This window comes from Dyella sp. LX-66, assembly GCF_018599165.1.
In the GTDB taxonomy this organism is placed as follows: Bacteria; Pseudomonadota; Gammaproteobacteria; order Xanthomonadales; family Rhodanobacteraceae; genus Dyella_D; species Dyella_D marensis.
On sequence record NZ_JAHFVJ010000007.1, the window covers coordinates 1 to 18,993 of the forward strand.

The 18,993-nt window shown below is 67.8% G+C and carries 18 protein-coding genes; 6 read left to right on the forward strand and 12 right to left on the reverse strand.

All coding sequences use genetic code 11. The features are described from left to right. Positions 1-61: 61 nt before the first annotated feature. The 3 genes from KK141_RS14705 to KK141_RS14715 all read right to left on the reverse strand — a co-directional run bounded on the left by KK141_RS14705 (position 62) and on the right by KK141_RS14715 (position 2,026). Complete coding sequence (locus KK141_RS14705; protein WP_214571325.1) at positions 62-613, reverse strand: response regulator; 552 nt, start codon at positions 611-613, stop codon at positions 62-64. Between the two features lie 110 nt (positions 614-723). Continuing rightward, positions 724-1,116: an RNA-binding S4 domain-containing protein gene (locus KK141_RS14710; protein WP_214571326.1), complete on the reverse strand. Its 393-nt coding sequence runs from the start codon at positions 1,114-1,116 to the stop codon at positions 724-726. Positions 1,117-1,123: 7 nt separating this feature from the next. Next, the gene (locus KK141_RS14715; protein ID WP_214571327.1) at positions 1,124-2,026 is read right to left on the reverse strand and encodes an AEC family transporter; all 903 of its coding nucleotides are present in this window, start codon (positions 2,024-2,026) and stop codon (positions 1,124-1,126) included. Between the two features lie 131 nt (positions 2,027-2,157). On the opposite strand from KK141_RS14715, the gene KK141_RS14720 reads away from it, so the two are divergent. Then, complete coding sequence (locus KK141_RS14720; protein ID WP_214571328.1) at positions 2,158-3,300, forward strand: NAD(P)/FAD-dependent oxidoreductase; 1,143 nt, start codon at positions 2,158-2,160, stop codon at positions 3,298-3,300. Positions 3,301-3,388: 88 nt separating this feature from the next. Next, the gene (locus KK141_RS14725; protein WP_214571329.1) at positions 3,389-3,943 is read left to right on the forward strand and encodes a hypothetical protein; all 555 of its coding nucleotides are present in this window, start codon (positions 3,389-3,391) and stop codon (positions 3,941-3,943) included. 73 nt (positions 3,944-4,016) lie between these two features. On the opposite strand, the gene htpG is transcribed toward KK141_RS14725, so the two are convergent. Both htpG and htpX read right to left on the reverse strand, forming a co-directional pair. Next, complete coding sequence (gene htpG, locus KK141_RS14730) at positions 4,017-5,879, reverse strand: molecular chaperone HtpG (RefSeq protein WP_214571330.1); 1,863 nt, start codon at positions 5,877-5,879, stop codon at positions 4,017-4,019. Positions 5,880-5,964: 85 nt separating this feature from the next. Then, entirely contained in the window at positions 5,965-6,852 is an 888-nt protein-coding gene (gene htpX, locus KK141_RS14735; protein WP_214571331.1) for a protease HtpX, read from the reverse strand. A gap of 115 nt (positions 6,853-6,967) precedes the next feature. On the opposite strand from htpX, the gene gluQRS reads away from it, so the two are divergent. From gluQRS to KK141_RS14750, 3 genes are all read left to right on the forward strand, one after another. Further along, positions 6,968-7,834, forward strand: coding sequence for a tRNA glutamyl-Q(34) synthetase GluQRS (gene gluQRS, locus KK141_RS14740; protein ID WP_214571539.1), 867 nt, complete (start codon positions 6,968-6,970; stop codon positions 7,832-7,834). 173 nt (positions 7,835-8,007) lie between these two features. Continuing rightward, positions 8,008-8,748 carry an acetoacetyl-CoA reductase gene (phbB, locus tag KK141_RS14745; RefSeq protein WP_167254335.1) on the forward strand — a complete coding sequence of 247 codons (741 nt, stop codon included), beginning with the start codon at positions 8,008-8,010 and terminating at the stop codon, positions 8,746-8,748. Between the two features lie 367 nt (positions 8,749-9,115). After that, positions 9,116-13,288, forward strand: a complete 4,173-nt coding sequence (locus KK141_RS14750) for a hypothetical protein (RefSeq protein WP_214571332.1) — start codon at positions 9,116-9,118, stop codon at positions 13,286-13,288. A gap of 56 nt (positions 13,289-13,344) precedes the next feature. Here KK141_RS14750 and KK141_RS14755 read toward each other — a convergent pair whose 3' ends face one another. Continuing rightward, positions 13,345-14,142, reverse strand: a complete 798-nt coding sequence (locus KK141_RS14755; protein ID WP_214571333.1) for a tRNA threonylcarbamoyladenosine dehydratase — start codon at positions 14,140-14,142, stop codon at positions 13,345-13,347. 154 nt (positions 14,143-14,296) lie between these two features. Here KK141_RS14755 and KK141_RS14760 point away from each other — a divergent pair, with 154 nt between their 5' ends. Then, positions 14,297-14,686 carry a cytochrome c gene (locus KK141_RS14760; RefSeq protein WP_214571334.1) on the forward strand — a complete coding sequence of 130 codons (390 nt, stop codon included), beginning with the start codon at positions 14,297-14,299 and terminating at the stop codon, positions 14,684-14,686. Between the two features lie 81 nt (positions 14,687-14,767). On the opposite strand, the gene KK141_RS14765 is transcribed toward KK141_RS14760, so the two are convergent. The 6 genes from KK141_RS14765 to KK141_RS14790 form a co-directional block, all read right to left on the reverse strand. Then, a complete protein-coding gene (locus KK141_RS14765) occupies positions 14,768-15,070 on the reverse strand; it encodes a DUF962 domain-containing protein (RefSeq protein WP_214571335.1) in 303 nt (100 codons plus the stop codon). Between the two features lie 67 nt (positions 15,071-15,137). Then, the gene (locus tag KK141_RS14770; protein ID WP_214571336.1) at positions 15,138-16,013 is read right to left on the reverse strand and encodes a pirin family protein; all 876 of its coding nucleotides are present in this window, start codon (positions 16,011-16,013) and stop codon (positions 15,138-15,140) included. A 14-nt stretch (positions 16,014-16,027) separates the two neighbouring features. Next, a complete protein-coding gene (locus KK141_RS14775) occupies positions 16,028-17,080 on the reverse strand; it encodes an NADH:flavin oxidoreductase/NADH oxidase (RefSeq protein ID WP_214571337.1) in 1,053 nt (350 codons plus the stop codon). A gap of 55 nt (positions 17,081-17,135) precedes the next feature. Next, complete coding sequence (locus KK141_RS14780; protein ID WP_214571540.1) at positions 17,136-17,948, reverse strand: alpha/beta fold hydrolase; 813 nt, start codon at positions 17,946-17,948, stop codon at positions 17,136-17,138. 192 nt (positions 17,949-18,140) lie between these two features. Beyond that, positions 18,141-18,362 (reverse strand): cold-shock protein, encoded by a 222-nt coding sequence (locus KK141_RS14785; protein ID WP_167254321.1) that lies wholly within the window; start codon positions 18,360-18,362, stop codon positions 18,141-18,143. A 260-nt stretch (positions 18,363-18,622) separates the two neighbouring features. Next, the gene (locus tag KK141_RS14790) at positions 18,623-18,838 is read right to left on the reverse strand and encodes a cold-shock protein (RefSeq protein ID WP_167254319.1); all 216 of its coding nucleotides are present in this window, start codon (positions 18,836-18,838) and stop codon (positions 18,623-18,625) included. Between the last annotated feature and the right edge of the window lie 155 nt (positions 18,839-18,993).

Genomic DNA, 18,993 nt, shown 5'->3' on the forward strand with positions numbered 1-18,993 from the left:
GGCGTGTCCCAGGAACCCGGTGTTGGGGTTCGCCTGCGGCTCACCCCAACCTACGCCGTCGTTATACGGCCAGGCCGGACAGGCCCGACGGCAACTCCTCGCACGGCAGCTCCGGCATCGCCGACGCCACTTCCACCGCTTCGGCCACACGCGCCGGCAGCCGCCCCGTGCGCACCAGGCGGTCGATGCACACCTGCACCTCGCGCCGGCCGAACGGCTTCTTGAGGAAATCGTCGGCGCCGAAGCGCTGCACGTAGAACTGCTCGGTGGCCTGCTGGTTGCCGCTGATCATCACGATCGGGATGTCGCGGGTGAGCGGATCGTGGCGCAGCGTGCGCAGCACGGCGAAGCCGTTGATGCCGGGCAGCACGATGTCCAGGAAGATCAGCGCCGGCTGTTCAGCGCGCGCCACGTCCAGCGCGCTTTCGCCGTCCAGCGCCCGCAGCGTGGCATAGCCTTCCTGGCCGAGCTGCCGGCCGAGCACGGCCAGCAAGGTGGGCGAGTCGTCGACCATCAGCACGCGCGCGCCTTCCGGCGCCTGCAGCCGCACGGCCTCTGCCTGCTCCTGTGCCGCGGCACCGAGCAGGCGCTTGAAGAATCCGATTCCAGACATGATGCGCGGCCCCTTTTCCGCTTGCTGCCGGGGCGGAACACGCCATCGCGCCGCGCCGTAGCCGATGCGAATGCTCGCTCAGAAGCGCCGGACAAACTGCGATGCGCTGCTCAGAGAGAGTCCTTTAAGCGTCGCAATTCCCGACGTTCCTGCTTGTCCGGGCGCCGCAGCGGGCCGACGGCGCCCACCAGGCGGCGTTGCTCGCGTGCCTTTTCGCGTGCCGCCAGGCTGGCTTCGGTCTCCCGGTACAAGGCCTGCGCCGCGGGTGCGGGGCCCCGTTTTTCGCTCAGCGCCAGCACCTCCACCTCCAGGCGTTCCTCGCCGCGGGTGATGCGCAGGCGGTCGCCTGAATGCAGGGTTTTGGCGGGTTTGCAGCCGGCATCGTTGACGTCGATCTTGCCGCCGTCGATGGCCTGCTTGGCCAGGCTGCGGGTCTTGAAGAAGCGCGCGGCCCAGAGCCATACGTCCACGCGCACGGCGTTGAGTTCGGTCGATGCAGTCATGCCGCCATTATCCGCCCAGCAGCAGGTTCGCCAAAGGCACCGTGGCCAGCGAGAGCACGATGCCCGCGCCCAGCACCGTATTGGCCAGCGACGGTTCCAGCCCGTGCTCGTCGGCCAGGATCGCCGCAGAGATCATCGGCGCCATCGCCGCCTGCAGCACGCCCACCGTCAGCACCAAGCCGCCCACACCCGCCGCCACGCCGACGGCCAGGCTGATCAGCGGCGCCAGCGCCAGCTTCCAGGCCAGGCCCATGGCCAGCGGCGCGGCCTGGCGTTCGCCGAGCTTGAACTTGAACTGCAGGCCCACCGAGAACAGCGCCAGCGGCGTCAGCGTATTGCCGACCGCGCCCAGCACGCCGTCGGCCACCGGCGGCCAGCCACCCAGCGCGCCGACGATGCCGCCCAGGACCAGCGCCAGAAACGCCGGAAAAGTGAGGATGCGCCGCACGATCGCGCCCGCATCGGTCGAACCGCCCGCGTAGAGATTGGCCACCACCACGCCGGCCGAGGCCAGCAGCGGAAAGCAGCCGAGCTGGTCGGCCACCACCGCCAGGGTCAGGCCTTCCGAGCCGTGCAGGGCCTGCATCATCGGGTAGCCCATGAACGAGGTATTGCCCAGCCCGCACACCAGGGTGAGCGCGCCGATGCGTCCGCGCGACCAGCCCAGCCCGCGCCCCAGCGCGGCGAACAAGGCCCAGGCGCCGAAGAAGGTGATCCACATGGTGGCCACCGGAAACCACAGCTGCGCATTCACCTGCACCTTCGGCACCAGCTGCAGCACCAGCGCGGGCAGCGCGATATTGATCACCCACCAGTTGATGCCCTGCACGGTGCCGGCCGGCGGCCGCGCGTAGCGCTGCACCAGCAGGCCGAGCAGGAGACAGGCGAACAGCAGGATCAGGGCGGTCATCGGCACCGGGGCTTGGAGAGAAACCAGGCCGCTAGTTTCGCAGCTTCGCCCGCGACCTTCGCCGGCCCGGCGCGAAGGCGAAGTGGAATGCCCATAATCGCCGCACCGCCACCTGAGAAAGGCATGCACCGATGAGCGACACGGACGCCCTGGTGATCGGCGCCGGCCCCGCCGGCCTGGCCTGTGCCGCCATGCTCGGCGAGCAGGGCCTGCGCAGCGTCATGCTGGAAAAAGCCGCCACCGTCGGCGCGGTCTGGCGCCGCCACTACGACCGCCTGCACCTGCACACCGACCGCGGCCATTCCGGCCTGCCGGGGCTGCCGATGCCGCGCGACTATCCGCGCTATCCGTCGCGGGCGCAGGTGGTGGCGTATCTGGAAAGCTATGCGGCGCACTTCGAGCTGCGGCCGGAATTCGGCAGCGCCGCGCGCGCCATCCTGCGCATGGAACACGGCTGGCGCGTGGAAACGCCTTCGCGCGCATGGAATGCACCGATCGTGGTGATCGCCACCGGCTGGGCCGACTTCCCGCACGTGCCCGCCTGGCCCGGGCAGGCCCAATACAGCGGCGACGTGATCCACAGCAGCAGCTACCGCAACCCCGCGCCTTACGCCGGCCGCCGCGTGCTGGTGGTGGGCTTCGGCAATTCCGGCGGCGAAATCGCGCTGGATCTGGCCGATGCCGGCGTCGACACCACCCTGGCCGTGCGCAGTCCGGTATGCATCCTGCCGCGCGAGCTGCTCGGCCTGCCCATCCTCACCTGGGCGGTCAGCCAGGCCGCGCTGCCGCCCGCTCTCGCCGATGCGCTCAACGCGCCGGCGATCCGCCTCGCCGTCGGTTCCATCGAACGGCTGGGCCTGGTGAAAGCGTCCAAGGGACCGCGCCGGATGATCGCCGAGGACCGCAAGATTCCGCTGCTGGATATCGGCACGGTGGCGGCGATCCGCGCCGGGCGGATCAAGGTGCGCGGCGGCATCGGACATTTCACCGCCGAGGGCGTGGCGTTCGAGCCCTCGCCCGCGACCGGCGGCAAATCGGTGACCGAAACTTTCGATGCGGTGATCCTCGCCACCGGCTTCCGTCCCGACCTGCGCACGCTGCTCCCCGACACGCCCGAGGCGCTCGATGCACAGGGCCAGCCACGCGTCACCGGCACCGCCGCCGCACCGGGATTGTTCTTCTGCGGCCAAAGTCCCTCGCCCACCGGCCAACTGCGCGAGATCGGCATCGAGGCGCGGCGGATCGCCCGGCTCGCCGCGGCCCGGCCGCGTTGACACCGGCCGGGGCCAGGATCAGAGTCCGCGCGGGAGGTGGCCGCAACAGCGGCCCGGAGGCCCCCACCCTCCAGCCAAGGAGCCAGCCATGAAGCGCATGCATTTCCTCGCGGTACTGGGCTTGTCGCTCGTCGCCTCGCAGGCGGCGATGGCGAGCGAATCGCTCAGCGACTTTCCCCTAAGAACCCTGCCCGTCCTGGTCAACGTCGACGCCGCCGGCAAGATCACCAGCGCCTCGCCGGCACGCGAACTGCCGCCGGTGATGGAACGGCTGCTGCGCACCAACCTGGACGAAATGGTCTCCGGCCCCGCGCACTGGAAGGGCAAGGCGATCAGCAGCCAATGCATCATCAACGTCGCGCTGAAGGCTTCGCCGCGCGACGACGGCAAGTTCGATGCGGGCTTCGCTTACCTGTCCGCGCAGCCGGTGCCGATCGGCCGCTGGCACTGGGTGAACCTGGACGGGCGCCGGCTGATGCTGGCCAATGACGACTTCCCGCGGCGCATGCACTCCCCGCGTTTCGAGGGCAACCAGAGCCGGTTCGGCTATCCGACCGGTGCCGAGCGCGCCCTGCAGTCGATGCCGTCGATGGGTGCACCTGCCAGCAATCCTGTGGCGCCGCCACCTGCCCGAGGCCACTGAGCAACCACACGGCGTCAACGAAAAAGCCCGCCGTCACCGGCGGGCTTTTTTCATGCGCGAACGGAGGCTTCGCTCAGCCGAGCAGCACGCGATTCATGCGCTGCACGAAGCCCGCCGGATCCGGCAGCTGCGCGCCGGCCGTGATCTCCGCCTGCTCCAGCAGCAGGTTGGCGAGATCGCGCGCCTTGCCCTCGTCGCCCTCCGCTTCCACGCGCTGCAGCAGGGCATGGCGCGGATTGATCTCCAGCGTCGGCTTGCTCTCGGGCGCGTCGTGCCCGGCTTCGCGCAGCAGGCGGGCCAGGTGCGGGGCCATCTCGAAATCGGACAGCGCCAGGCAGGACGGCGAATCGGTCAGGCGCGCCGATACGCGCACGTCCTTCACCCGCTCGCCCAAAAGCTCCTTCAGCTTGTGCAGCAGCGGCTCGGCGGCCTTGCTGGCTTCTTGCTGGCGCTGCTTGTCCGCCTCGTCCAGCGGCAGCTCGCCCTTAGCCACGTTCTGCAGCTTCTTGCCGGCGTATTCGTTGAGGCTGCCGAGCATCCATTCGTCGATGCGGTCGGACATCAGCAGCACTTCGGTGCCCTTGGCCTTGAACGCCTCCAGCTGCGGGCTGCCCAGCGCCGCCGCGTGGCTGTCGGCGGTGATGTACCAGATGGTTTCCTGGCCCGGCGCCATGCGGCCGATGTAGTCGTCCAGCGACACCGTCTGCGCGGCGCTCTCGCCCTTGGTCGAGGCGAAGCGCAGCAGCTTGGCGATGCGCTCGCGGTTGGCGTGGTCCTCCACGATGCCTTCCTTCAGCGTGTTGCCGAAGGCCTTGTAGAAGGTCGCGAACTTCTCGGGTTCGTCGCGCGCCATCTTTTCCAGCAGGTCGAGCACGCGCTTCACGCAGGCGCTCTTGATGCGCTCGAGCTGGCGGTTCTGCTGCAGGATCTCGCGGCTGACGTTGAGCGGCAGGTCGTCCGCATCCACCACGCCGCGCACGAAGCGCAGGTAGTTCGGCAGCAGCTCTTCGGCGGCGTCCATGATGAAGACGCGCTTGATGTACAGCTTCAGCCCCTTGCGCTCGTCGCGCCCGCCCATCATCAGCTCGAACGGCGGCTGCGCGGGGAGGTACAGCAAGGTGGTGAAGCTCTGGCTGCCTTCGACGCGGTTGTGCGCCCAGGCCAGCGCATCGTTGAAGTCGTGGCCGAGCGACTTGTAGAAGCTCTGGTAGTCCTCGTCGCTGATCTCCGACTTGGGCTTGGTCCACAGCGCCGAGGCGGCGTTGATGGTTTCCCACTCCTCGCCCGGCTTGCCGTCCACTTCCAGCGGCATGCGGATCGGGAAGGCCACGTGGTCGGAATAGCGGGTGATCAGGGACTTGAGCGTCCACGGCTGCAGGAACTCGTCCTCGTCGGCCTTCAGATGCAGGACCACCGTGGTGCCGCGCCCGGCCAGCTCCAGGCGCTCCAGCGAGTACTCGCCCTTGCCGTCGCTCTCCCACTTCACGCCCTCGCCCAGCGGCGCGCCGGCGCGGCGGGTCAGCACGGTGACGCGGTCGGCCACCACGAAGGCGGAATAGAAGCCCACGCCGAACTGGCCGATCAGGCGCGCATCGGTCTTCTGCTCGGCGCTCATCGCCTCCAGGAAGCGGCGCGTGCCGGAACTGGCGATGGTGCCGATATTGGCCACCACTTCGTCCAGGCTCATGCCGACGCCGTTGTCGCGCACGGTGACGGTGCGCGCGGCCGGGTCCCAGCTCACGTCGATGCGCAGCTCGCCGTCGCCGGCCAGCAGTTCGGGCTGGGCGATCGACTCGAAGCGCAGCTTGTCGCAGGCGTCGGAGGCGTTGGAGATCAGCTCGCGCAGGAAGATTTCCTTGTGCGAGTACAGCGAATGGGTGACCAGATGCAGGACCTGGGCGACTTCGGCTTCGAACTTGCGGGTTTCGGTAGTCATGGACGCGGTTTCGGCGTGGATGATGGCGAACAATAACAAGGGAGGCGGACGCCGCGCGTCCGCCTCCCGTGAAAAACGGTGTGGCTCAGCCCTGCTGCTGCAGCGCGGCGATGCGCTCGTCCAGCGGCGGGTGGCTCATGAACAGGCGCTGGAAGCCCGAGGCCAGGTGGCCGGAGATGCCGAACGCGGCGATGGTCTGCGGCAGGGTGCTCTCGCCGTGGTTGGCCTGCAGGCGCTGCAGGGCCGAGACCATGGCGCCGCGGCCGGCCAGCTTGGCGCCGGCGGCGTCGGCACGGAACTCGCGCCAGCGCGAGAAGGCCATCACGATCATCGAGGCGAACAGGCCGAACACCAGCTGCAGCACCATCACCGACACGAAATAGCCGATGCCGCCGCCGTCGCGCTCGCGCCCGCCGGACAGCCAGCTGTCCACCGCGCGGCCGACCAGGCGCGCCGCCACGATCACCAGGGTGTTGAGCACGCCCTGGATCAGGGTCAGGGTGACCATGTCGCCGTTGGCGACGTGACCGATCTCGTGGGCCAGCACGGCCGAGACCTGCTCGCGGTCCATCTGCTGCAGCAGGCCGGTGCTCACCGCCACCAGGGAGCTGTTCTTGCTCATGCCGGTGGCGAAGGCGTTCATTTCCGGCGCGTCGTAGATCGCGACCTCGGGCATGCCGATGCCGGCGTTCTGCGCGTGGCGGCGCACGGTGTCGAGCAGCCAGCGCTCGCCCTCATTCTGCGGCTGCTCGATCACGCGGGCGCCGGTGGACATCTTGGCCATCCACTTGGACATGGCCAGCGAGATGAAGGCGCCGCCCATGCCGAACACGGCGGCGTAGGCCAGCAGGCCGGGCATGCCGCCCAGCCCGCGCGAGGCGGCCCATTGGTCGATGCCGAGCAGCCGGCACACGATGCTGAGCAGGAACAGGACGGCGATATTGGTAAGCAGGAACAGTGCGATGCGACGCATGGCTGTCTCTCTGGGCAGTCATGAAAAGGGAATGCGGCGGGGCCGCACGCAAGTAATCGTGGCAAAGCGTACCGGTTTCAAGAGCGGCCGCGCCGCTGTCCCCTACAATGCATGGATGACCTATCGCGGACGCTTCGCCCCCTCTCCGACCGGCCAACTCCACTTCGGTTCCCTCGTTGCCGCCCTGGCCAGCTGGCTGTGCGTGCGCCACGCCGGGGGCCGCTGGCTGCTGCGGATGGAGGACATCGACCCGCCGCGCGAAGTCCCCGGTTCCGCGCGAAGCATCCTCGATGCCCTGCCCGCCTTCGGACTCGCCGCCGATGAACCGGCCTTGTTCCAATCACATCGCCTTGACGCTTACGAAGCGGCCTTCGAGCAGCTGCGCGAGCGCGACCAGGTCTTCCCCTGCTGGTGCAGCCGCGCCGACCTGGCGGCGGCCGGCGGCATGCACCGCGACGGACGCTGCGTGGCGGCACCGGATCCTTCGCGCGCGCCGGCCTGGCGCTTGCGCGTGCCTGACGTGGAGGTCGGCTTCGTCGACGGCTTGCAAGGCCCGCAGCGGCAGAACCTGCGCGAAGCCGCCGGCGATTTCGTGATCAGGCGCGTGGAAGGCTTCTACGCCTACCAGCTGGCCTGCGTGGTCGACGACGCATGGCAGGGCGTGAGCCAGGTGGTGCGCGGCAACGACCTGCTCGATTCCACCCCGCGCCAGCTCTGGCTGCAGCGCTGCCTGGGACTGGCCACGCCGACCTATCTGCATCTGCCGCTGGCAGTGGATGCGCAGGGGCGCAAGCTCTCGAAGTCTGAAAATGCGCATCCGGTCGACCCCGGCGATCCGCTGCCTGCCCTGCGCCGCGCCCTGCGTTTCCTCGAGCTTCCGTACGAGATGAAAGCGAACCATCCCGAGGACCTGCTGTCCCAGACGCTCGCGCATTTCGATCCCACGCGTTTGCCGCACTGCAGCGAACGATTGGCCTCCTGAAGCGCTGATTCCGGCGGCATAAACCGCTATAAAGACCGAGCCGCCACGGCGCAGCGCATCGCGCGCATGGCGGTTTCCTTACGTCGACGAATTGCCATGTTTCCCTATCAACATGGCCAGGCAACACCAGTTCGGCTTCCTCGCACTCTTCGCGCATCTATGGAGACAACGGCATGACGCAGCGCACGGCATTGGTCACGGGTGGCACGGGCGGCATCGGCACCGCCATCGTTCGGTATCTGGCCCGCCAGGGCCATCGCGTCGCCACCAATTATCGCGACCCGGCCAAGGCTGAGGCGTGGCGCGCCGCGATGAAACAGGAAGGCTACGACGTGGTGCTGGTGCAGGGCGACGTCTCCGATCCGGCTTCGTGCGAAACCATGGTGCGCGAGATCGAGGCCCAGGCCGGCCCGGTCGAGATCCTGGTCAACAACGCGGGCATCACCCGCGACACCACCTTCCACAAGATGAGCTACCAGCAGTGGATGGACGTGGTGAACACCAACCTCAACGCCTGCTTCAACGTCACCCGCCCGGTGATCGACGGCATGCGCGGGCGCAAGTGGGGCCGCATCGTGCAGATCAGCTCGATCAACGGCCAGAAGGGCCAGTACGGCCAGGCCAACTACGCCGCGGCCAAGGCCGGCATGCACGGCTTCTCCATTTCGCTGGCGCAGGAGAACGCCAAGTTCGGCATCACGGTGAACACGGTGTCGCCGGGCTATGTCGCCACCGACATGGTGATGGCGGTGCCGGAGGAAGTGCGCGAGAAGATCGTGGCGCAGATTCCGGTCGGCCGCCTGGGCAAGCCGGAGGAGATCGCCCATGCGGTGGCCTTCCTCACCGGCGAGGAAGCAGCGTGGATCACCGGCACCAACCTGGCGATCAACGGCGGGCATTACATGGGTTGGTGAGCGCCTGACGCTCCTTGGCCGGCGCAGCTCGCCGGCTGCGGAACCTTGAAGACGGGCAGGCCTTGCGCCTGCCCGTCTGCATTTCGGGGACCGCTCGATACACCTCTTCCGCGTTGACACCATCCGGCTCGCCCAGCGAATCGATGCAGGCCCCGCCCCCAGGCATGTGGCGCATTTGTGCTACATACCGCGCCCGTTCGAGGCGATAGCGTCGCCCCTCCGTGGTTGCCCCGACATCCGCCGGGCAACTGTCATCACACAGGGGAACGCTATGTCCGTCGATGCGAAAGAAGTTCTTGCCACGCAATCACCCCGCGCAGAGGCCAGCCCAGGCGCTGCCGATCCGTTCGGAACCGCCGACAGCCGCGTGCTGTTTCGCGATGAAGGCCTGGGCGTGCTGACCTGGGCCAGGGACGATTCGAAAGCCAGGTTCAATGCGCATCTGTTCAAGAGCAATCGTCAGCTGGACGAGTCGAAGGCCCACGACTTCGCGACCGGCAACGGCACCGCCGACGCCTATCTGCGCCACGCCGTGGCGGTAGGCCGGGTCATGACGGACGACTACGACGAATGTTTTGCGCTCAAACGCCATGCGGTGACCACGCTCAATCAGCAGCTGGCCCAGGTGACCTGGGAGGTCGCCAATCTGGGCGGCCCCGCGAAGGCGGCAAACATCGCGCTCCCGTCCTTCAAATTCACGGACAGGGTGAGTCTGCATGCCGACAACATGCACATGCAGACGCCGGCGGCACTGGCGATTGCCGATCTCGACGGCCTGGTGATCGACGGCCGCACGCGCGACGAGATCATCACCGTGCGCGAGACCACCGACTCCGACGTGACGCTGGAGGTGTTCAACTTCGCGTGGGGTCTGCCGCATGCGCACACGGCGGTCCGCCTGCCGGATCCGCTGGCTTTTCTGCCGCGGCTGGGCGAGTCGCAGCGCCGGCCCGGCACGGTGATCGTGAAGACGGGCGACTTCAGCGGCAACGGCAAGCGGCAGATCCTGGTGGTCTACCACGCGGCGGAACGTGCGAACCCCGAGAAGATCCGTATCCAGGCCGTCGTCTATGACTATTCGGTCGATGCCGGCGCGCGCGCGACAGGCCTGACCTTGCGCGAGAAGATCACGGTGGCCGACAACGTGACGGGCAATACGGGGCTGGACGTGGCGGTGGGCGATTTCCTGGGCCCGACCGGCCAGCGCAGGATAAATGGCGTATTGGTCGGCCAGGGACGCGAGCAGGTGGCGGTGATCTATCACGCTGATGGCCGCCGCAGCGGAAACAACGACAACATCTGCAACCTGATCGTCACCATGCTCGATCGCGATCCGTACTACGCCGCCAAGGAAGGCGCGGTGCTGGCGGTGCGGCATCACCACAAGGCGATCAACCGGGACGACTTCAAGGCCCGCCACAGGACACCGGATCCGGTCTTTCTGCAGGGCCCGAGAAAGCAGGTGTTCGCACTGGCGGCAGGCCAGTACCGGCTGGACCCGGCCAAGGGCTACACGTTGGGCCGCAAACAGCTGGCGGTGGTGTACTCGGTGCTCGCCACCAATAGGGGCAAGTTCGACTTCTATGAAGGGACTTACAACTACGTCAAGGCGGTCGGCTTCTCCATCTCGGCGGCGCAGGCCGGGGGCGATGGTTCGGCGGCGCCGGCGTGGAATTTCTCCTGGTATGGACAGGTCCAGACCCAGGACACCGGCGAGCTGATCGTGCAGCTCGATGCCAAGGCGGCCAATCTGTTCGACGGCCAGCTCAATCCACCGTCGCCGACCGACACCCTGGTGGCGGCCAGCCTCACCAACAACGGCTCGGGCAGGCCCGGCGTGGTCACGCTGCATCGAGGCACGCTCAATATCGATGGCGACCAGGGGATCACCGTCGCCGGCTATGACGAGAAAAACGCATCGAGCGACCCCGGCTTCAGCAACGCCACCAACACCGGCATCGCCATCGTTGCCTACGATTTCAAGGGGCGTTCCACCCGGCTGGCGCCGCCGGTGCGCATCACCATCGACAACATCATCAGCACCAATTACATCCTGCAGGAGCCGCCCAAGCATATCGACTACCTGCCCAACAACGATCCGCCGAGCCCGCTCGGCATCGTCAACGTCAGCCTCCAGGCGGGCTTCAACGTCACCTATACCGACGAGCAGAGCAAACAGGTGACCACCACCCACACCGGCACCGTGGCGAACACCTTCAACCATAGCGACGAACTCACCATCGGCGCGGGCGTCACGGTGGGCGACATCAAGAAAAGCGGCATGTCGTTGAGCGTGACCGAGACCGTCAAGTTCGGCTATGCCTACAACGAAAAAAGCACCGAACACGGCAGCGAAGCCAGCAGCCATTCCACCAAACTGTCGGCGAGCACCAACAGCGATGACGCGCTGAGCTATGTGCAGCGCACCGTGGACATCTACCGTTACCGCGTGCTCGGCCGCAAGGCGGCCAACGGCGACTACGTGTTCGTCGATATTTCGATGCCGCGCCCCCTTCCGCAGCAAGCGGTCTCCTGCGATGGCAGCACGCTGCCGGATGTCTATCAGCCGACCCACCAGAACGGCAACGCGCTGAGCTATCCGGTGCTTGCGCCGGGGATGAACGTCGGCTACACGCCTGCCGACATGGGTGAAATCCGCCGCCCCGGCGACAAGCCCGGACAAAGCGTCACGGTGACCGAACCGCTGACCACGCCGATCCTGTATTTCTGCAACGGCAACAGCGAAACCCAGGACATCAGCTGGAGCACCACGGCGGCCGGCACGTCGAGCTTCGAGTACAGCAAGACCCTGAGCGGCAGCTCCGACACGACGGTCTCGTTCGAGGCGAACGCTGACTATCTCGTCATGAGCACGAGCTTCAAAGCCAGCTTCAAGACCTCGACGGGCGGCAGCCACGGCTGGACCAACCAGCGCCTGGAAAACATCACCGGTGCGCGCACCCGGAAGCTGCTGCTGACCAAGCCGAGCTTCAACAAGAACATGGGCTACGCCTTCCAGCCGCTGTTCTACGCGACCAAGGACGGCACCCTGAAGATGTCCAGCGCCACCAGCTTCACCGAGGGCGTCGGTCAGGAATGGTGGGCGAAAACCTATGCCGCGCCGGACGCGGCGCTGAATCTGCCGTATCGCTTCCTGCCGGATGGCTCGGGCTTCAACACGCTCGACAACGCCCGCCGCATCCGGGGCGGCCTGGCCTGCTACGCAACCCCAAGCAAGACCACCGGCCTGCTGACGCCGGTATCGGGTGCGGTGGCGCCGGGCACCAAGCTGATGCTCGAGGTGCGCGTGCATAACTTCAGCCTCGGCAGCAAGCTCGGCCTGGCACCCGACGGCACCAGCAAGCCGGTCAAGGTGCGCTTCGACTACGTCGAGGTCGACAGCATCTCGCGCGAAGAGACCGGCGCCCGCGTCACCATCGGCACCGTCGCGGTCGAATTCCTCGACGCGAACCTGGCCGATCCGTCGCATCCGCATCCGGACAGTCAGCGCTCGGCGGCCGACGACAAGCACGTGATTCCGCCGCGCGGCATCGGCCGGGCCCGTTGCGCGTTCGAACCGCCCGCGCTGCCGGCGGGCAGCACGCGGCGCGAGTACCGTATCTACGCCGTGGTCGATCCCGACAACGAGATCCGCTGGAAGCGCGCGGACGGCACGCTGGCTCCGCAGACGCACGTGCGCCATACCGATTTCGCGGTGATCCGCCTGCGCAATATTCCGCTGCCGGGCGTCAAGTACACGATCGTGTTGCAGGACCAGCAGAAGCAGGTGCTCGATACCATCCAGTACGTCAGCCAGGGCGGCAGCGGCCAGGCCGAAGTGCTCAACGCGCTGGCTTCGGCGCTGCAGAGATCGACGGCATTCAAGAACGCGGGATTGCAGGTCAACCCCGACGCGCTGACGTCGTCGGCCTCGGTGATCCGCATCTCCAGCAGCGCCGGCAACGCCAAGGTCAAGCCGGGCAACGAATACCGTTCCGGCGTGGTGCTGGCGAACAACAGCGCCGTCTATTTCGTGCCGACCGTCGAAAGCGCCCTGGGCCAGGCGACCACCCACAACGCCATCAGCATCACCAACGACAGCCCGGCGCAGAACAAGGAGGGATGGTTCCCGCTGGTGGTCGCGTCGACGGCACTGCGGGCGAGCTCGGCCCAAGCCGCGCCGGCGCCTGCCCTGCTGGCGCTACCGGCCAGGCCGCTGGCGGTGCGCAACGCGCATGGCGAACTGGTGTCCGACCATGCGGAGCTGCCGGGCGGCCGGTATGCCGGCTTCCGCATCAGCGTCGGCGCCGGGATGGCGCAGCGTGCCGATGGCTGGGCCGAAGTGTTTCTCGGCGATCCGCAGCACGGCGGACAACTGCTGGGCCTGACGGCGTTGCATGCGCTCGGCGGCGGCGAGCCGGATCACGCGTGGGGCGAATGGCTGATCCCGCCGACGCCGGGCAGGTTCCCGCTGTTCGTGCGGGTGACGGGCGCCAACCGCGTCACCGCCAAGGCCATGGAACTGACGATCCTGGCCTAGCCCACGGAAGAGATGCGCCATCGCTTCGGCATGGCCAACCACCACCACCGGCGGCGTCAGGTCGCCGGTTTCTTTTCCAGCAGCTTCTCCAGCACCTTCCCCGCCGCGGCAAAGGCGAAGGTGCCGGTGACGTGCGTGGCCGCACCCAGGCCGCCACCGCAGGCCAGGTTCAAGGCATCGCCGCCCGGCGGACGCGTGCCGCAGACGGTGCCGTCCGCCTGCGGGTACTGCACGTTCTGCAGCGAGTACACCGCCGATACGCCGAAGTAGCGGTCGGGGTTGCGCGGGAAACCGAAGTCCTGGCGGAGCTTCTTGCGGATCAGGCTGAACATGGCGTCGTGTTCGGTGCGCGAGAGGTCGCGCACGCGGATCATGGTCGGGTCGGTGCGTCCGCCGGCCGAACCCACGCTCACCACCGGCAGCTTGCGGCGGCGGCACCAGGCAATGGCTTCGAGCTTGACGCGGAAGGCGTCGCAGGCGTCGAGCACCACGTCGTAGCCACGGTCGAGCAGTTCGTCGAGGGTGGACGGGGTAAGGAAGCGTTCGATCGCGTCGATCCGGATGGCCGGGTTGATCGCCCGCGCGCGCGCCGCGACCACCTCGACTTTCGGCTTGCCGTATTCGCCATCCAGTGCATGCAGCTGGCGGTTGGTATTGGAGACGCAGACCTCGTCCGCATCGATCAGGGTCAGCCGCCCCACCCCGCTGCGCGCCAGCGCCTCGGCCGCCCAGGAGCCGACGCCGCCGATGCCGATCACGCAGACGTGCGCCTGGCGCAGGCGCTCCACGCTGCCCACGCCGTACAGGCGCTCCACGCCTTGGAAGCGTTCGGCGGGAAAGGCCACGTCGTTCATGCGCGCGCTCCGCGGCGGGTCGAAAGGGTCATGTACATGGGGTGGATCGTTCGGTGCGTAAAGTCCGCCATTTTAGCCGGAGCGGGCGGCGGGCGCCGCGAGGCCGCGTGCTAACCTCGCGAACGGTCCGTTTCACATCAGGGATTAGGCAAGCATGCGCGCAGCACTTCTGATCGTCCTCGGCCTGGCCATCGGCATCGTCGGCACCGTCTTCGCCATGAACGCGCTCAAGCAGCGCAATCCTTTCCCGCATGCGGTGATGGACGTGATGGCGCACCACTCCGGCGCGCTGCGCAACACGGTCAAGGGCCAGCGCTGCGAAGCGGCCGCGAACGCCGAGCACCTGCAGCGGCTGCTGTCGACCTCGTCGGACATCGTCCCCGCCTTCCCCGGCATGGACCAGGGCTTTCTCGACGAGGCGAACCAGCTGCATACCCATCTGCAGGCCGCGGTGCAGGCCGCCCCGGCCGATTGCGCGGCGTTGGCCGCGGCGCTGAAACCGGTGGGCGAGACCTGCCAGTCCTGCCACCAGAAATACCGCTGAGAACCAGCGTAGGTTGGGGTGAGCCGCAGGCGAACCCCAACATTGCCGCACCGTTGGGGTTCGCCTGCGGCTCACCCCAACCTACAACTTCACTCGTCCCCTCAGCACGTCCCAATACATCACCCAGTCGCCCATCAGGCTGTACAGCGGATGGCGGAAGGTGGCCGGGCGGTTCTTCTCGAACACGAAGTGGCCGACCCAGGCGAAGCCGTAACCGGCCACGGGCACCAGCCACAGCCAGGCGAGCTGCTCGGTGCTCACGGCGAACGCGATCACCGCCAGCACCAGGGTGCTGCCGGCGAAATGCATGCGCCGGCAATTCACGTCGCTGTGTTCGCCCAGATAGAACGGATAGAACTCGCGGAAGCTGGCGTAAGCGGACATGCGGACTCCCTCTGGCATCGATGCAGCCTAGCGCCGCGCCCATGCGGGCGCATGCGCGAACGCAGCATCAGCGCACCGGCAGCGGAATGAATTCTTCCTCGTCGCCGGCCACCTTGCCGTAGCGCTGCTCCTGCCATTCCAGCTTGGCCTGCTCGATGCGCTCCTTGCGGCTGGACACGAAGTTCCACCACAGATGGCGCTCGCCATCCAGCGGCGCACCGCCGAACAGCATCACGCGGCTGCGCGTGGCGGCCTTCAGCGGTGCGGCGGTGTCTCCGGTCTGCACCGCCGTGTGTGCGGTGGGCACGCTCAAGTCGCCCCAGCTCACTTCGCCGTCGATCACGCAGACGCCGCGTTCGACGTGCTCGTCCGGCCAGGGCAGCTCGGCGCCGGCTTCCAGCGTGGCCTCGACGAAGAACATCGGCGCGAACACCTTCACCGGCGAGCGTTCGCCGTACGCCGTGCCGGCGATCAGCACCAGCTCGGCGCCGGGCCGGCGGATGCGCGGCAGCGCGTCGGCGTCGTGATGGTGGAACTCCGGTTCCACTTCCTCGTCATGCTGCGGCAGCGCCACCCACACCTGCACGCCGTGCATGCGCTGGCCGTCGCGGCGCTCGTCCGGCGGCGTGCGTTCGGAATGGGCGATGCCGCGGCCGGCGGTCATCCAGTTCACTTCGCCGGGACGGATGTCGGCCAGGCTGCCGACGGTGTCGCGGTGGCGGATGGCGCCTTCGAACAGCCAGGTCACCGTGGCCAGGCCGATATGCGGATGCGGCCGCACGTCCATGCCCTTGCCCGGCGCGAAAGCAGCCGGCCCCATCAGGTCGAAGAATACGAACGGCCCCACATGGCGGGCCTGCAGCACCGGCAGCAGCCGGCGCACGGTGAAGCCATCGCCCAGGTCGTGCAGGCGGCCTTCGATCAGCAGCGGGTTCTGGTCCACGTCGTTCTTCCTGATTACCAAGCCCGTCGATATTGCACCGGCGCGTCGATCGACGCACCCAGCTCCTGCGCCGCGCGGCGCGGGAAATACGGATCGCGCAGGCTTTCGCGGGCGATCAGCACGATGTCGGCGTCGTCCTGTTCGACGATGCGCGCGGCCTGCTCCGCTTCGGTGATCAGGCCCACCGCACCGGTGGCGATGCCCGCCTCGCCGCGGATGCGCGCGGCGAACGGCACCTGGTAGCCGGGGCCGAGCGGGATCTTCACGTGCGGCACCAGGCCGCCGCTGGAGACGTCGACCAGGTCCACGCCCAGCGCCGGCAGCTCGCGCGCCAGGCGCACGCTCTGTTCGATATCCCAACCACCCTCGTGCCAGTCGGTGGCGGAAATGCGCACCCACAATGGGAGTTCCACCGGCCACACCTCGCGCACCGCCGCGATGATGTCGCGCAGCAGGCGCGTGCGGTTTTCGAAGCTGCCGCCGTAGGCGTCCTCGCGCCGGTTGCTCAGCGGCGACAGGAACTGGTGCAGCAGATAGCCGTGCGCGGCATGCAGCTCGATCAGGCGGAAGCCGGCGGCGAGCGCGCGTTCGGCGGCGCGGCGGAAATCCTCGACCACCTGGCGCAGGCCTGCGTCGTCCAGCGCCTGCGGGGTGTGCCAGTCGTGGTCGAACGGGATCGCCGAGGGCGCCACCGTCGTCCACGCGCCTTCATGCAATGCGCCGCCGCCTTCCCAGGGGCGCTGCGCGCTGGCCTTGCGTCCGGCATGGGCGAGCTGGACGCCGGCGATGGCTCCCTGCATGTCGATAAAGCGGGTGACCGGGCGCCAGGCATCGCGCTGCGCGTCGTTCCACAGGCCGACGTCCTGCGGGGAAATGCGCCCTTGTGCCGACACCGCCGTGGCCTCGGCGATCACCAGCGCGGCGCCGCCGACCGCGCGGCTGCCCAGGTGCACCAGGTGCCAGTGGTCGGGCATGCCGTCGACAGCGGAGTACTGGCACATCGGCGCGACGGCGATGCGGTTGCGCAGCGTGAGGCTGCGCTGGACGAAGGAGGTGAACAGCTTCATGGGGAGATGCCGGCAAAGAATCGAATCCGCCACATGCCGGCGAAAAGACCCCGCTTCAAGAGGCGGCTTGCGCCCGGTCACGCTGAAGCACCGGCGCCAGGCCATCGGCAACGGCCGCGGCGACCGCGGCCGGCTGCTTCATCCAGGCGAAGTGGTCGGCCGGCACGCCCAGTTCGTCCGGATCCAGCACGGCGCGCGCGGGCCGGGACTGCGGCATCTTCGCCAGCAGCCAGTCCAGCGAGGCCTGGGGGCCGAGCCAGTCGTCGCGCAGGCGCAGGGCCAGGATCGGCAGCCGGACGCGCGCCATGGCGCTTTCCAGGTCGTCCGGCAGGCCGGCGGCGGCGTAGCGGCCGCTGCGTCCGCTGCGCGCCCAGTCGGCGACCACGCCGCGTGCCTCGTTGCCGCCGAAGCCCAGGCGCCGCCCGGGCAGATGGCCGACCAGGCCGGCCAGCACGGGCGCCAGCGCATAGGCCGCGCCGATCAGTGCGCCGCGGCGGAAACGCCGCCAGTACGGCGAGCCGCTGGCCACCAGCACCAGGGCCTCGAAGTCCTGCGGATGCAGGCCGGTGTAGAGCGAGGCGAGCTGGCCGCCGAGGCTGTGCCCGCCGATCGCCGCGGGCAGGCCCGGGCAGCGTTCGCGCGCCACCGCCAGGCCGGCGGGGAGATCGAATTGCAGCAGTTCGCGATAACCCCAGTCGCCGTGCCGCCCGGCGCGCCGGTTGCTGGAACCGATGCCGCGCCATTCGTGCAAGGCCACCGCGATGCCGCGCGCGGCCAGCGCCTGCGCCAGCGGCAGGTAATGCCGCGCGGCCACGCCCATCGCCGGCAGCCAGTACAGCAGGGCCGACGGCGCCTGCGCGGGGAGCATCAGCAGCAGCTCGGAAGATGCGCCATCGCCGGCCGTGACGGGCGCGATGGCGGTCGGTAGCTCGGCCGATGCTTCCTGCACAGCGCACTCCGTCAGCGGAAAAACGGCAGGCTAGCACGCGTTCCCGTGCAGGCGGCGCGCAAGAAAAAGGCCGGCTTGCGCCGGCCTTTTCCGTTCGGTTTGACCTGAAGATCAGGCCGGCATCACTTCCTCGGCCTGCAGGCCTTTCTGGCCATTGACCACCTTGAAAGTCACCGTCTGACCTTCTTTCAGGCTCTTGAAGCCCGTGCCCTGGATCGCGCGGAAGTGGACGAAGACGTCCTCCTTGCCGTTTCCCCTGTTGATGAAGCCAAACCCCTTGGCATCGTTGAACCATTTCACCGTGCCGGTTTCACGGCCATTACCTTCCGACATGACTTACTCCAATCGATTCGATTTGAGACAAGTCAGCCTCCCCCTTACGGCCGACGACTTACTGGGCTGCAGGGAACCGGTGAAGCGATGCGAGGCAAGGGCCGGGACATCGGGCACGCGCGTGGCCTGGCGAACACAGTGGACCGAGCATAGCCGATTTTTTTTCAAGGATAAGTGATGCCGCCGGGGACCCATGAACAAAGAAAGCCGGGCATCGCTGCCCGGCCTTCGTTCTTTGCGGCGGTTTTTACCCCGACCTCTCAGGCAGGCGCGACGTCCTCGGCCTGCAGCCCCTTCTGGCCGGTGACCACCTTGAAGGTGACCTTCTGGCCTTCTTTGAGGCTCCTGAACCCGGAACCCGAAATCGCGCGGAAATGCACGAAGACATCGGGACCGTTTTCGCGACTGATGAAGCCGAACCCCTTGGCGTCGTTGAACCACTTCACCGTGCCGGTTTCACGATTACCATCCGACATGACTCACTCCGATCGAATCGACACTGAGACAGGCCGGTCTCCCCCTTGCGACCGACGACTTACTGGGCATGCAGGGAATCGGTGGAGCGATGCGGGTGAAACCGTACATCGGGGCACGCGTGACCTGACAAACACAGTGGCCCGAGCATAGCGGA